Here is a 12,834-nt window from a genome sequence, read left to right as displayed (position 1 = left end):
ATGGCTCGAAAAAATGAAATTGATATACTATATTTTCACTAATTGGTTTTTTTATAAACTTAGCAGTAATGCATTCACTTGAGGTACTATTATTTAATAGTTTACTCCATAGTAATTGTAACATTGCCAGCGCGTAAATCATTTAATGGTATACAACCCCCTGAAAAAATTGGAAAAATATGACTTTTGGCACTAAGAATATATACCCCAGGTGAAAGAGTCCCATTCAATAAAAGTGGATTTTCACTATTATTATTTTGAACAACCTCCCCATTAGTTTTATTATAAATAGATATTAATGGATATCTGTCTGATGAAGACCCATCATCGGTTAGCTCAAACGTTATATTATAATTCACTTCATTCTCTACTGTAAATGTATATTCTATCTTTTCATCGATGACCTCATTTTTTTTATCATAGCTTACTACATTTGTATAAGGCAGAGATAGTGTTCCTAAATCTACATCGGTCGCGGTAACATTAAACACTTTTGAGACAACACTTTCTCCTCCCTTTCCATCTCTTGCCGTTATTTTGAATTCAACTTCCTCAAAGCCCGAAAAATCAGGAAAATCGGCAGGTAAATTTACTTCAGTTATACGGATAAAATTTCCAACTCCATCTTTAAATCCTGAAAACCCGTAGATGGTATTAATACCATCAGAAGGAAGGTCCCAAATTAATCCTCCAAAATTCATTTCATATGAAATTTTATCTCCATCTGAATCAGTAGGTAGATTAAAGGAAAAATTAATAAATTCTCTTTGATCCATACGATCATCTCCGCATCCCCTAGAATAATAAAATTCAAGAATCTCAAATGAGGTTGGATTAGCATTTTCATCATCTGAACAACTTAAAAGTGTAATAGAAAATAACGCTAAAAAAATTGTTTTTTTCATTTTTTTAATAATATTAATTAATGTTTTATACTATATAGATGCTACTTTATAATAAAAGTATATTAGTTTCGTGAAATTTAATATAGAGAACAACATATTTTATAGTTTAAATACTTGTCTTCTAATTATTCTGTAAACATATCTTTAGTATTCCATATGCCTTGGCTACGAGTATTGAATTCTTTTTTACAGAAAATAACATTATCAATAAAAAATTGTTTTAAAATTATCATTACTCTACTATTCTTATATTGCTTTGCTGCATACTCATCATTCCAGGGCTACCTGGAGGGAAATTTGGTTCATAGCTATGTTTATCTTTATTATAACCTATAATTTGAATATTTGACATTACTCCTGTAACTCCATCAAAATAGAATCCACCATTTATATAGGATAGTATAACATTTGAAATAGAAACATTTGAAATATTTTCGCCCGATCCTTGAGAACTAATTCTAAAAGCATACCCATGTCGACCTTCTTCTTTCCCTGCTTCTCTATCTTCTTTATTAAGAGGTTCTTTCCCAACTACATCATGACCAATAATATTATCAATAATTATATTTTTCACATAATGCGGATTGTTCTCTAAAATATCAATATTAATGATATTCACACCTCCATTTTGAATTACATCTTTAATTATTACATCATCAGTTCTACTTAAAACTGGCCATGGATCATGCTGAATAGCTATTCCTCTCAATCCTTCATAACAATTTATATTTACGTTTAGAACTTTTATGTTTTTTGAATTATATATGCCTATAGCTACATCATAAATACTCATTGGCTTATAAAACCCTCCGTATAATGTTACGTTTTGCACAGAATAAGGAGATGTTTCATTACCTTGTTGAAGTTTACCAATACCTATCATACCACCTCTTTGCACAGCAGGCCAAGTAGCTGGTACTCCATCATAACCATTAGGACCTATATCTGGGTCGTTTCTTAAAAAGCTACAAATTGGTCTTTCACCCAAACCTTCATGATTATCATTACTAGTGTTAACTCCTATAAAAGTAGCTCCGGCAAAGTCATAATATCTATTGTCTTGATTTAAGAATATTTCTTTGTATACTATAAATTTTCCTGCTGCTACAAATTTTTTAACATTCGGAAATGCTTCAATAGCTTTTTGAAACGCTTCAGAACAATCATGTTTTCCAGTATCATCAGCTCCCCACCATTGTGGAATAACAAAATTATTTTTCAAATTACCTGTTACTTTTCCATCATCTAAAGTCATATCCCATCTATCAAACTGACAATCTTCAATAGTCCCGTTGTTTTCTAATTCAAAAATTTGATATGATCCGGCATTAATGCTACCATTAAGAGTTACTTTAACATTTCCTTTTACTATTAATTTGTTACCCCTAAAAAAGTTTAGCTCAATTCCTTCTGGGATTATTGTATTCCCGCTAATGGTAATATCCCCTTTAATTGTAATTACACCACTATTATTTAAAGCATTTTTAGCATCAGTTAAAACTCCTGATGTTCCATTTTCTATTCCCCCAGTGATAACATATTCAGCTATGGGCATTGAGGTTTTTGAGTAAATAATTACTGAAAACAAGATTAGAGCAGTTGTCAAAATTGTTTTTTTCATTTTTTTCAATATTTGCGGTTATACTAGTTAATGTACTACCTCATATAAATGTTACTCCTATAAACTCCTTTTTTAAAATTAAAAACATGTATTTATATTGCTGTCCACCCACCATCCACCATTAGATTATGCCCTGTAATAAACGAGGCTTCATCAGATAATAAAAAAGTAATTGCAGGTGCTATCTCATGTGGCTGCCCCAAACGTTTTAAAGGCGACTTATATTCGTACCTTTCTATAAATGATGGATGTTGTTGATCTTTAATCCCGCCCGGGGATACGCAGTTTACTCTTACATTATGTTTACCATAATAGGAAGCCAAATATCTGGTGAAATTAATAATACCTCCTTTTATTGCCGAATACGCAGCAGGAGAGGTACCCCCATATCCTTCGTAAATAGTAAAATCATTACCAACCACTCCATAAATAGAGGAGATATTGACAATAGATCCACTTTTTTGCTTTTCCATTTCTTTTAAAACTGCCTGGCAGATTAAAAAAACACTATTCATTTGCATATCGACATTTTGCCTCCAAGAGTCTAAGGATACATCTTCAAATTTATTCCCCCAATCTTTAGTACGAGGATATGCATTGTTAACTAAGCCGTCTATTCTTCCGTGTTTTTTTACCACAGAATCTACCAGTTCTAGAATTGAAGCTTCAGAGGTAACATCACATGAGTGGTCTCCGGTTTCAATATTAGTTTCGGCATTAATATCTGCATTAATTACAATTGCTCCATTATCTTTCAGGTGTTTTAAAATTGGCTTTCCAATTAAACCACTTCCTCCTGTAACAATAATTACTTTATTTTTTAATCGTTCTGTAGGCATATTTTTAGTATTTCATAAGCTTCATCAACTGTATTGAATTCTTTTTTCTTTGCAATAACATGATCCATAAAAAATCGTAGTTGATCTTCGTATGTATCCACTATTGTTTTCTCTGAATCAAAAATAATATCATCATTTCTGTAGACTCTATTTTTTAGTATATCTACCAAAATCGTTTCCTCTTCTAAAACCAGTTCTAAAGTTCGTTTTGGGTCTCTACGGAAATAATTTAGGATAATGCTTGCATTAAAATTGGGATAATCCAGAGTATAATTGGCATAATCAAATGCAGTTATATCTAATGAAGATTTATTAGAAAACACTTTAGATACTTGCATGGGTTTTCCAAGTAACCAATAGGCATAGTCTATTTCATGAATCAAATCTATGTGAACTCCTCCCCCTTGTTCTTTGTTTGCACTATAGGTAGATTTATAATCTCTACCTGGTCTCCAGTCTGGCAAATAAGACCCGCAATATATATTGACTTCGTTAATTCTTTTGTTAGCGATATAATCCTTCGCAAATCGTAAACAATCCAGGAATCTAAGATTACAAGCAACATAGGTCGTTAAATTATTTTGCTGTATTTCTTTAACAACTTCTCCATTATCCAATTCAGAAAAAAGAGGTTTTTCAATAAATAGAGGAATATTAAAAGGAATAAGACTTATAATAGTTTTATGATGAGCAAAAGTAGGATTAGAAATAATTACAAAATCAGGTTTGATTTTTTGTAATTCATCTAAAGAAAAGATATTGCTTACACCCGTGGTTTCATCTGCTTTTTTTGAAGAACGTAGTGCATAAAACCGGGCATCAGGTTTGATTTTTTTTATAGCCGAAATATGTTTTGTAGCTATCGAACCTAGTCCTATTATTAATACATTCATATCTCAAAATCTAATTTATTTGCTGATAGAAGAAACTCCATCATATCAAAGTCTATTGGTTCATCTATATCAAAACAGATATGATCCATTAAGAAGAGTAAACTTTTATTGGTTATTGCAGATCTTAATTTTTGATCAAAAAATGCTTTTCTATAGATATAAAACGAAGCATTCATATCATATACTACAGGTGCTGCTTGTCGTGATTTACTGTCGCTTTGCTTAACCAATTTGCAAAAACCATCTTCCTTAAGTTCTACAACATTAAAATAGGGGTTCTTATGTGGTTTTGAAACCGAAAAAATATTTAATGCTTCTTTGTTTTGGGTAAATATTTTATAGGCTTGTTGTAAGTCATCAATAGTCCTCATTGGAGAAGATACATCTAGATCCAAAAGGATATCATATTTTTTTTGACGTTGTTCTTCTTCGTAGCTAAGAATATGATCCAAAACATCAATTTTACCCACAGTATCATTCGCTAAAAAATCTGGACGAGTATATTCTGAGCTCAACCCACATGATTCGGCTACCTTCTTTATTTCTTCACTATCTGTAGACAATGCAATATCTACATTATCATGAAGTTTGGCAAACATCACTGCGTGTTGAATAGAATAGTCAATTACAGGTCTCCCGTTAAGATCTTTTATATTTTTGCCCGGAATTCCCTTTGAGCCACCTCTCGCACATATTGTTATTAATATATTTTCCATTAGTGTTCCAGATGTTTTATAAAATTTTTAGCATACTCATAATCTACGGGCTTACCTATATCTATCCAATATCCCAGGATTGGATTATAAATTAGGTTTCTATCTTCTTTAACAATTTTTTCCATTAAATCTGTAATATCAAAAAACTGATTTTTAGGAATCTCTTTTATAAGTTCTCTTTCTAGAATATATATTCCAGCATTAGACTGGTAAATAAAAGATGGTTTTTCTCTAAAATTTTTGACATAGCTCCCATTAGTTTCAAAAACTGCGTATGGGATATCCACTTTATATTCTGTAGAAGCTACAGCCATTTCTGCATCAGATTCTAATAGTGTTAAAAATAAATCCTGAAAATCAACATTTGTAAATAAATCACTATTCATTAGCAATACATGACTCGAATCAAATTTTTCTACCAGTGACAGCGCTCCTGCAGTTCCTAAAGGTTTATCTTCCCATACATACTCTATTGAAATCCCTTTTGAACTACCATCTCCAAAATATTCTTCAATTTGTTCTCCCAGGTATTTAACCGAAATATAGATTTTTTGAATCCCATACGATATTAATCTATCTATATTATGTTCAATAATTGGTTTGTCTCCCAAAAGTAACATTGGTTTTGGCACCTTATCGGTTAATGGGCTAAGCCTTTTCCCTCTACCACCAGCCATAATCATGCATTCTAATGGCAATACTGCTTTTATTTTATCTAAGTCTAATAACTTAACATATTGTTTTTTTTCATTAAGAACAGGTAGTATTTTTAAGTTTTTTTTGCGATACTCATTTAGGTTAATAAAAGAGTATCCTTGTTCAATATAAGTAAAGCTTCTATTGCAAACCGAATCTATAGTCTCGTAAATATTTTTATTTTGTGCCAAAGCACGTCTTATATCACCATCAGTTAATGTTCCTATTACCTGTTGCTGGTCATCCTCAACAAAAAGAATTAATCGGCTTACATCCTTAATAGAATTTAATCTATTTAAAGCTTCTAGAATAGTCTTATTCTTATTGATTAGTATATTACTCATATGTATTTAATATTTCTATAAAACTATAAATCATAAAATGACTTTTTAATGTCTTTTATCTTAACTGTTTTAAGTACTTCTATAATTTGAGATGTAGTTGTACCATCACCATAAATATTTTTTTGTTGCTGTATGCTTTTAATAAACTCTCTGTCAAAAGCTTTCTGTATTGCCTTATCAATAGCGCCACTATTAGGTTCACAATTAATAACACTATCGGGCATTAATCTTCCTTTTTGTCGATCTCCTATATTAATGGTTGGTTTTTTAAAAATAGGCACTTCATAAATTCCACTGGAAGAATTTCCTATAACTACATCTACATGTTGTAATGCTGATAGATATCGTAACTGACCTAATGAAGTAAAGGCTACTGATTTTTCTGGTTTTTTGGTCACATAATCATCTATCATTTCGATAATTATCTTACCGTCTTTATCAGAATTAGGTTTCGTAAAAATTAAGGAGGTATCTTCTAATTTGTCTAATGATGTTAAAAGTTCCTCAAACTGTTTTTTTGCGGTTGCTTTTTCGAGGGTTACAGGATGAAACGTAATTAATACCGCTTTTTTATTTAGCTTATAATTAATTGACTCTTCAAATTCTGTTGTATTAAGTAGCTTTAAACTTTTTATGCTATCAATTCCTATTGCTCCTACATTAAAAACCCGATCAGGAGATTCTCCTAGTTGTATCACTCTCTTTCTATATACATCTGCAGAGGTAAAATGCAAATAGCTCATTTTTGTGATGGCATGTCTGATTCCTTCATCATATGCTCCTTCTGTGGTTTCGCCGCCATGCAAATGTGCTATTGGTATTCCTTTTATCATTGCAGCTGTTGCAGCTGCTAATATTTCTGAGCGATCTCCTAATACTACTATAAGATCTGGATTTAGCGCTTCATAGGTTTCTGCAAAACCAATCATAGCCGTTCCTATTGCCTTGGTAATTGCTGCTGCGGAGTCTCCGGATAGATGGTCTTCTACTTTGCTATCGATAACAAAACCATCTTGTTCTATCTGAGTATAAGTAAGACCAAACTCTGGTGATAGATGCATACCGGTAACCACCAATTGTAAATTAAATTCAGAATCATCTGTGATTGCCTTAATAAGAGGTTTTAACAATCCATATTCTGCTCTGGTGCCTGTTATGACTGCAATATTCTTCATATCAAATCGTCTTCTTGGTAATCTCTTAATGCTTTTGTTCCTATTACACTATCCCATTTCATAGGAGAAATACCACTACCCGGTCTTTTTACGGTTATGTTATCATCTGTGAAAATATCTCCTAGCTGTATTGATTTTTTGGCAACTATACTTTTTCTTGCAATTTCCTTATTCTTTTTTTCACTATTACTGGGTTCTTTTCTGCCATGACCCAGTGCATTTTCGATATTTCTAATAGCGGTTACCATTGCTTTTAATTCTTCTGGCTCAAGAGAAGCCTTATGATCAGGCCCTTCCATAGTTTTGTCTAGTGTAAAATGTTTTTCAATAACCGTAGCCCCAAGAGCAACAGCTGCTATTGGTATTTCAATACCCAAAGTATGATCAGAATATCCAATAGGAACATTAAATGTCTCTTTAATGGTATTCATAGCCCTAAGATTAACGTCGTGCATTGGTGTAGGATACTCAGTATTACAATGCAATATGGTGATACTAGACATGCTTGCACCAGCTTCAACTACAACATGAACAGCTTCTTCTATTTCTTTAAGATCTGCCATTCCTGTTGAAATAATAATTGGTTTACCGAGGCTTCCTATTTTTCTTAAATATGGTAAGTTGGTTATTTCACCTGAAGGAACTTTAAATAGATCTATATTCAATTCATTTAAAAAGTCTATACTTTCTAAATCAAAACCAGTAGATAAAAATTTAATATTTTTTGAATTACAATATTGTATTAATTCGAGGTGCATGTCTTTACTCAATTCTAACTTTTGCAACATTGCTAATTGAGATTCTGAAGCATTACCCGTATTTTCTTTTTGATATGTAGCTTTTTGAGCATTTTTGCTCACTAGTTTTTTAGAATTAAACGTTTGAAATTTTACATAATCCACTCCAGCAGCAGCAGCAGCATCTATTAATTTCTTTGCCAGTTTAATATCTCCATTATGATTTACACCTGCTTCGGCTATGATAACAACTTTATCTGGATTCATATGTTTACTTTTTAATAATCTTTATAGGATTCCCACGAGCAATCCTATTAGATGAAATATTTTTTCTTACCAGGCTTCCCGAACCTATAACAACATTTTCTTCAATAGTACATCCTTCATTGACTATAGTCCCACTGCCGATAAAAACATCATTATAGATGTTAACATCTCCATTAACGGTTGCTCTTGTAGAAATATGATTAAAGTCCCCTAATCTACAGCCGTGTTCTATATTAGCAAATGTATTTATGATATTACCTACTCCTATAGAAGTATTACTGTTAACCATAGAAAAATTCATTATAACGGTTCCTTCTCCAATTGTAGCATGTTTAGATACGTGTGCTGTAGATGAAATGATAACAGGTAATTTACCCCCATGGGATTTCACTTTGGTAAACAATTTTCTTCGTACAGCTGCAGATTTTATCTGCCCAACTGTAATTACAAATTCATAACCTTCCTGAATATATTTAAGTACATCATCATCATTTCCTAAAATTGGATATCCTAATATTTTTGCCTCTGTCAATTCGGAATAAATAGGATCTAAAATGCCTATTACTTGATAATCAGGTAGCATTTCTAATACTTCTATTACCGATTCACAATGTCCGCCTCCACCTAATAGTAATAGCTTTGTCATGTTTTTTAATGTTATATAATTATTATTAAAAAAATCATTCCACAATAACTGGTTTTGGTTGATATTTCATGCTTAACATATTCTCAACTCTTTCTTTAAATTTATCGTGATTAAAATAATAATAATAGATACTCTTCATAATTTCTAACCGCCCATAATCTGTTTCATTACCATACTCTACTTTTAAAACTACATCTTCGTTAACATTTTCAGTCAAATCCCTAATGTTATATGATTCTGGTTGTGCTAAAAAAGTTGATAGATAATTATAACTACTTTTATTTTGTATAATAAATTTATCTTCTTTTCCCAGAATTTCTTTAAAAACTCCATTCAGCTCATAAAAAATAAGTTGCCTTTCGGTTGCATTATATTCACCATTAAAACCATCAGTAAAAATAGTACCATCTCTATTTTCATTCAAAAATTTAATATTATGTTTTACTGCTTCTATTTTTATCCAACCTCTTAAATAATTGGCATTTGCATTTATATTAATTGTAAGAAAGCAAGAAAGTATAAAAATACAGATTGCCTTCCTAAAATTTTCAGGAAGCACAAATACAACAGGAAATAGACAAAAAGATAAAGCTAGTGGAAGTAATACTTGATGCCTTGTTTCATATCCTTCATAAGAAGGTGGTTTATTAACTACTAAATAAGGAAATACAACTACCAAGAACGACAAAATTCCAAAAATCATAAATTTTAGAAGTTTTGATTTTTCATAATTTTCTTTAAACAAAACATTTCTAAGTACAAAAAAAGAAAAGAAAATACTTATAAAAAAGACACCAATACTAAATGAAAAATGATCTTGAAACGCAGTTATAAGCTCTTTATATATTCCAATAATATTATCAGTAAAAGCATTTGCATATTTTATTGGAATTTCTTTCCAAACAATATTTATTTTATTATATCCAACAGAAGCATATGCTCCACCTATTGGCAAAAATACTTTCTTAAATATCCAAAAAATGAAAGGAAGTAATCCTAAACCACAATAAGAAAATATTGTTTTATAATTTGTTTGTTTTATTTTATCAAACGAAAAATCTCTTTTTATTATAAAGTGTAACGTTAATATAAACAAAAACAGAGGAAGTAAAGAATTTAAAAAAAAGCCTACTAAAAGAAAAAAACTTCCGAAAATTAAACTTATATATTTTTTGTTATTTTCTAAAAAATCAAGCACCATATACAACCCAGCCGTAAATAAAAATAAAAACAAGGGATACGGCATGCAAATAATAGTACTTTTTATTTCAAAATAAGGAGCTAACATTGCTAATAAGGATATAAAAAAAGCTGTTATTTCCTTACATCCATATTGTTTAAGAATTTTAAAAAAAAACATGAATATCCCTAAAAGAAACACAAATGATAACCAATGATACAATAATGGAGAATAATCACTATCATTTAAAAAATCATGAACATATACTAGCATCAAAGCACCATTATTTCCAAAATGTTGCATTAAGCCAATTCTATCCATTTTATAAACTGTCCAATCATCCCAATAAACACCATTATTAAATAGCATAAATAGATTATTGAAAAGAAAGAACACAAATAAGTATAATAGGTATTTGTTTTTCATAAAAATAAGATTTCTGCTAATCATAAAATAACACTGCTAGGTATGTTTACTACACGCTCTTCAAACCATTTAGCATTTTCGAGATTTCCGGTTTGGGCATTTTTAAACATTGTTAAACCATTCATTAGTTTCCAAATGGGTCTGGTCATTACTCCTTTTTCATTAGTTTCTTTTAGAAATGCATTTCTTTCTTCGAGGTTTTCTAACAGAATAGCATTTAACCAATAGTTCGAAATCGAGTGTCTTGGTTCTTTGAGATATTGTAATTTTTTATCCTTAAAAAAGGCTTCATATTTATCTGATAATATCCTTTTCTTTTCTAAAATAAGGGGGAGTTTCTCCATTTGTGCGCACCCTAACGCTGCATTAATATTTGGCAGGCGATAATTATAGGCTATCATATCATGCTCATAATCCCACGGGTGTGGTATTTTTGCAGTTGTTGTTATGTGTTTTGCTTTTTTGGCTATGTCATTATCATCGGTAACTAACATTCCACCACCACCAGTAGTAATAGTCTTATTTCCGTTAAAACTAAATGTTCCTATTAAACCAAACGTTCCAGTATGTTTTTCTTTATAATAACTACCTAATGATTCTGCGGCATCTTCTACTACCGATATGTTGAATTTATTACAAACTAATACAATTTCATCAATTCTTGAAGGCAATCCAAAAGTATGCATGGGAACAACCGCTTTTATCCTTCTCTTGGTGGTTTTATTTATACATTCACCATTTAGCATTTCAGTATTTTGTGATAAAAAATGATCTAGTTTTTCTGGAGACAAACCAAGAGTATCCTTATCTACATCTACAAAAACAGGATGAGCTCCGATATAACTTACAGCATTAACTGTTGCAATAAACGTTAAGGGCTGAGTGATTACTTCATCATTTGGGTTTACTCCAGCCATTAGAAGGCCCATATGAAGAGCAGCTGTGCCATTAGATGTTGCAATTGCATGTTTTGCTCCCGTAAATTTTGCAATATCAGCCTCAAATTGATCAACAAATTTACCTACACTAGAGACAAATGTAGAATCAATACACTCATTCAGGTATTTTTTTTCATTGCCCATAAATATTGGGGCATGCAATGGTATAAACTCTTCTGTTCTAAAACTCTCTTTAACAAAGGATATAAATTCTTGATGCATAGATTTACATTTTACTATCTAAATATTTACCTGTCTCCTTATGTCCAAAATCAGGTATCATTTTGAAAAAAAGATCAACAATATCCTTTTTGTTCCAGCTCTTGTTTTGTTTCAGGTTTTGAATTCCTTGAGTGAAAAGATTTAATTTTTCTTCATCAAAATTTAAATCGTTTTTTATAATTCCAAGGTTATGAAATCTATCCATATCCAGGGTTTCTTTATCGGTAAAAAACTCCTCAAAATCTTTTTCTCCTGTTGTATCACTAGAAGAAAATAAGCAAGGCCATTTCCCTTCTTGAGGTAATGTTTCTATTGCTTCTCTGGCTTCATTTTCGTCTTTACACAAATAAGGCTCATACCCAAGTTCTTTAAGATATTTAATCGCAATATCTGCAAAAGAGATTAAATGAAGATCCTCGCTTAATTTAGGAAAGAAAATGTCTCGATTGTTACCAAAAATACACGACATTAAGCAAAGCTCTCCTGATTCTTTTGGTATCACAAAGTATCTTTTAATGTCATTTGGAGCAACTATAGGTTGTTTTTTCTTGATTCTTTGATCAAATCCATAAAGTAATGACCCATCAGAAAAAGCTACATTAGCAAAGCGTGCTGTAGAGATTTTAATCTCTTTACTTCTCCTCATCAAATACATTTCCATAATTCGCTTAGAGGCTCCCATCATATTAACAGGATTAGCAGCTTTATCGGTAGATACACAAAAATATTTTTTGGTTCCTTTTTTAATAGCCTGAAGTAAGGTTTTATCAGTATTAAAAATATTTACATCAATCATTCTCATTAATGTAAATGGGTCTTTTTCGCTTCTTACATGCTTTAAGGCCGATAAATTAAGTACATAATCATATTTTCCATCGGCTTCTATAAAAGCGTCATATTCTAATGATCCGATATCTAAAGCAAAAGTTTTAAAATCTCCCTCGATATATCCAAAAGAACTTCTGATATCCCTAACCAATTCTACCAGATTATTTTCACTTATATCCACAACATGTAGCTTTTGTGGATTTCTTTTAAAGATTTCTTTAGTCACCGCTTGTCCAATAGAGCCTGCACCACCAATAACCAGAAAAGATGAAGAAGAAACAATATTTTTCAGTTCTGATTCTTTTTCTGTGATGTCTTTAGAAAATAATTCTTGCTTTCTTCCTATTAGTTTTAATATGTTCATTTAAAATAATCTATTTTATATTACAAATCCCTCTGTT

General features: G+C 31.0%; 12 protein-coding genes. All 12 read right to left on the bottom strand.

Going from position 1 to position 12,834, the window contains the following annotated elements; all coding sequences use genetic code 11:
- Positions 1-101: 101 nt before the first annotated feature.
- Entirely contained in the window at positions 102-905 is an 804-nt protein-coding gene (locus DK441_RS11835; RefSeq protein ID WP_109098922.1) for a hypothetical protein, read from the bottom strand.
- 232 nt (positions 906-1,137) lie between these two features.
- Positions 1,138-2,526: a hypothetical protein gene (locus DK441_RS11830; RefSeq protein WP_160112068.1), complete on the bottom strand. Its 1,389-nt coding sequence runs from the start codon at positions 2,524-2,526 to the stop codon at positions 1,138-1,140.
- Between the two features lie 92 nt (positions 2,527-2,618).
- The gene (locus DK441_RS11825) at positions 2,619-3,365 is read right to left on the bottom strand and encodes an SDR family oxidoreductase (protein ID WP_109098920.1); all 747 of its coding nucleotides are present in this window, start codon (positions 3,363-3,365) and stop codon (positions 2,619-2,621) included.
- Positions 3,347-4,258 carry a Gfo/Idh/MocA family protein gene (locus DK441_RS11820; protein ID WP_109098919.1) on the bottom strand — a complete coding sequence of 304 codons (912 nt, stop codon included), beginning with the start codon at positions 4,256-4,258 and terminating at the stop codon, positions 3,347-3,349. The genes DK441_RS11825 and DK441_RS11820 overlap by 19 nt, the downstream gene beginning before the upstream one ends.
- Entirely contained in the window at positions 4,255-4,974 is a 720-nt protein-coding gene (locus DK441_RS11815) for an acylneuraminate cytidylyltransferase family protein (protein ID WP_109098918.1), read from the bottom strand. Before DK441_RS11815 ends, DK441_RS11820 begins: the two co-directional genes overlap by 4 nt.
- Positions 4,974-6,014: a nucleotidyltransferase family protein gene (locus DK441_RS11810; protein ID WP_109098917.1), complete on the bottom strand. Its 1,041-nt coding sequence runs from the start codon at positions 6,012-6,014 to the stop codon at positions 4,974-4,976. Before DK441_RS11810 ends, DK441_RS11815 begins: the two co-directional genes overlap by 1 nt.
- Before the next feature lie 23 nt (positions 6,015-6,037).
- Entirely contained in the window at positions 6,038-7,189 is a 1,152-nt protein-coding gene (gene neuC, locus DK441_RS11805; RefSeq protein WP_109098916.1) for a UDP-N-acetylglucosamine 2-epimerase, read from the bottom strand.
- On the bottom strand, positions 7,186-8,193 hold the full coding sequence (neuB, locus tag DK441_RS11800) for an N-acetylneuraminate synthase (protein WP_109098915.1): 1,008 nt from the start codon (positions 8,191-8,193) through the stop codon (positions 7,186-7,188). The genes neuC and neuB overlap by 4 nt, the downstream gene beginning before the upstream one ends.
- A gap of 4 nt (positions 8,194-8,197) precedes the next feature.
- Positions 8,198-8,839 carry an acetyltransferase gene (locus tag DK441_RS11795; RefSeq protein WP_109098914.1) on the bottom strand — a complete coding sequence of 214 codons (642 nt, stop codon included), beginning with the start codon at positions 8,837-8,839 and terminating at the stop codon, positions 8,198-8,200.
- 34 nt (positions 8,840-8,873) lie between these two features.
- Positions 8,874-10,127 carry a hypothetical protein gene (locus DK441_RS11790; protein ID WP_160112067.1) on the bottom strand — a complete coding sequence of 418 codons (1,254 nt, stop codon included), beginning with the start codon at positions 10,125-10,127 and terminating at the stop codon, positions 8,874-8,876.
- Positions 10,128-10,465: 338 nt separating this feature from the next.
- Complete coding sequence (locus tag DK441_RS11785; protein WP_109098912.1) at positions 10,466-11,605, bottom strand: LegC family aminotransferase; 1,140 nt, start codon at positions 11,603-11,605, stop codon at positions 10,466-10,468.
- A 4-nt stretch (positions 11,606-11,609) separates the two neighbouring features.
- Positions 11,610-12,797: a UDP-N-acetylglucosamine 4,6-dehydratase gene (locus DK441_RS11780; RefSeq protein WP_109098911.1), complete on the bottom strand. Its 1,188-nt coding sequence runs from the start codon at positions 12,795-12,797 to the stop codon at positions 11,610-11,612.
- Positions 12,798-12,834 lie beyond the last annotated feature (37 nt).

The sequence above is a fragment of the Aquimarina sp. AU58 genome (genome assembly GCF_900312745.1).
In the GTDB taxonomy this organism is placed as follows: Bacteria; Bacteroidota; Bacteroidia; order Flavobacteriales; family Flavobacteriaceae; genus Aquimarina; species Aquimarina spinulae.
Note: the sequence above shows the minus strand (reverse complement) of the source record. Positions and strands in the feature narration are given on the sequence as shown.

Coding starts and splice junctions, on each gene's coding strand:
- DK441_RS11835 (WP_109098922.1), bottom strand. CDS start 905: ATGAAAAAAACAATTTTTTTAGCGTTATTTTCTATTACACTTTTAAGT.
- DK441_RS11830 (WP_160112068.1), bottom strand. CDS start 2,526: ATGAAAAAAACAATTTTGACAACTGCTCTAATCTTGTTTTCAGTAATT.
- DK441_RS11825 (WP_109098920.1), bottom strand. CDS start 3,365: ATGCCTACAGAACGATTAAAAAATAAAGTAATTATTGTTACAGGAGGA.
- DK441_RS11820 (WP_109098919.1), bottom strand. CDS start 4,258: ATGAATGTATTAATAATAGGACTAGGTTCGATAGCTACAAAACATATT.
- DK441_RS11815 (WP_109098918.1), bottom strand. CDS start 4,974: ATGGAAAATATATTAATAACAATATGTGCGAGAGGTGGCTCAAAGGGA.
- DK441_RS11810 (WP_109098917.1), bottom strand. CDS start 6,014: ATGAGTAATATACTAATCAATAAGAATAAGACTATTCTAGAAGCTTTA.
- neuC (WP_109098916.1), bottom strand. CDS start 7,189: ATGAAGAATATTGCAGTCATAACAGGCACCAGAGCAGAATATGGATTG.
- neuB (WP_109098915.1), bottom strand. CDS start 8,193: ATGAATCCAGATAAAGTTGTTATCATAGCCGAAGCAGGTGTAAATCAT.
- DK441_RS11795 (WP_109098914.1), bottom strand. CDS start 8,839: ATGACAAAGCTATTACTATTAGGTGGAGGCGGACATTGTGAATCGGTA.
- DK441_RS11790 (WP_160112067.1), bottom strand. CDS start 10,127: ATGTTAGCTCCTTATTTTGAAATAAAAAGTACTATTATTTGCATGCCG.
- DK441_RS11785 (WP_109098912.1), bottom strand. CDS start 11,605: ATGCATCAAGAATTTATATCCTTTGTTAAAGAGAGTTTTAGAACAGAA.
- DK441_RS11780 (WP_109098911.1), bottom strand. CDS start 12,797: ATGAACATATTAAAACTAATAGGAAGAAAGCAAGAATTATTTTCTAAA.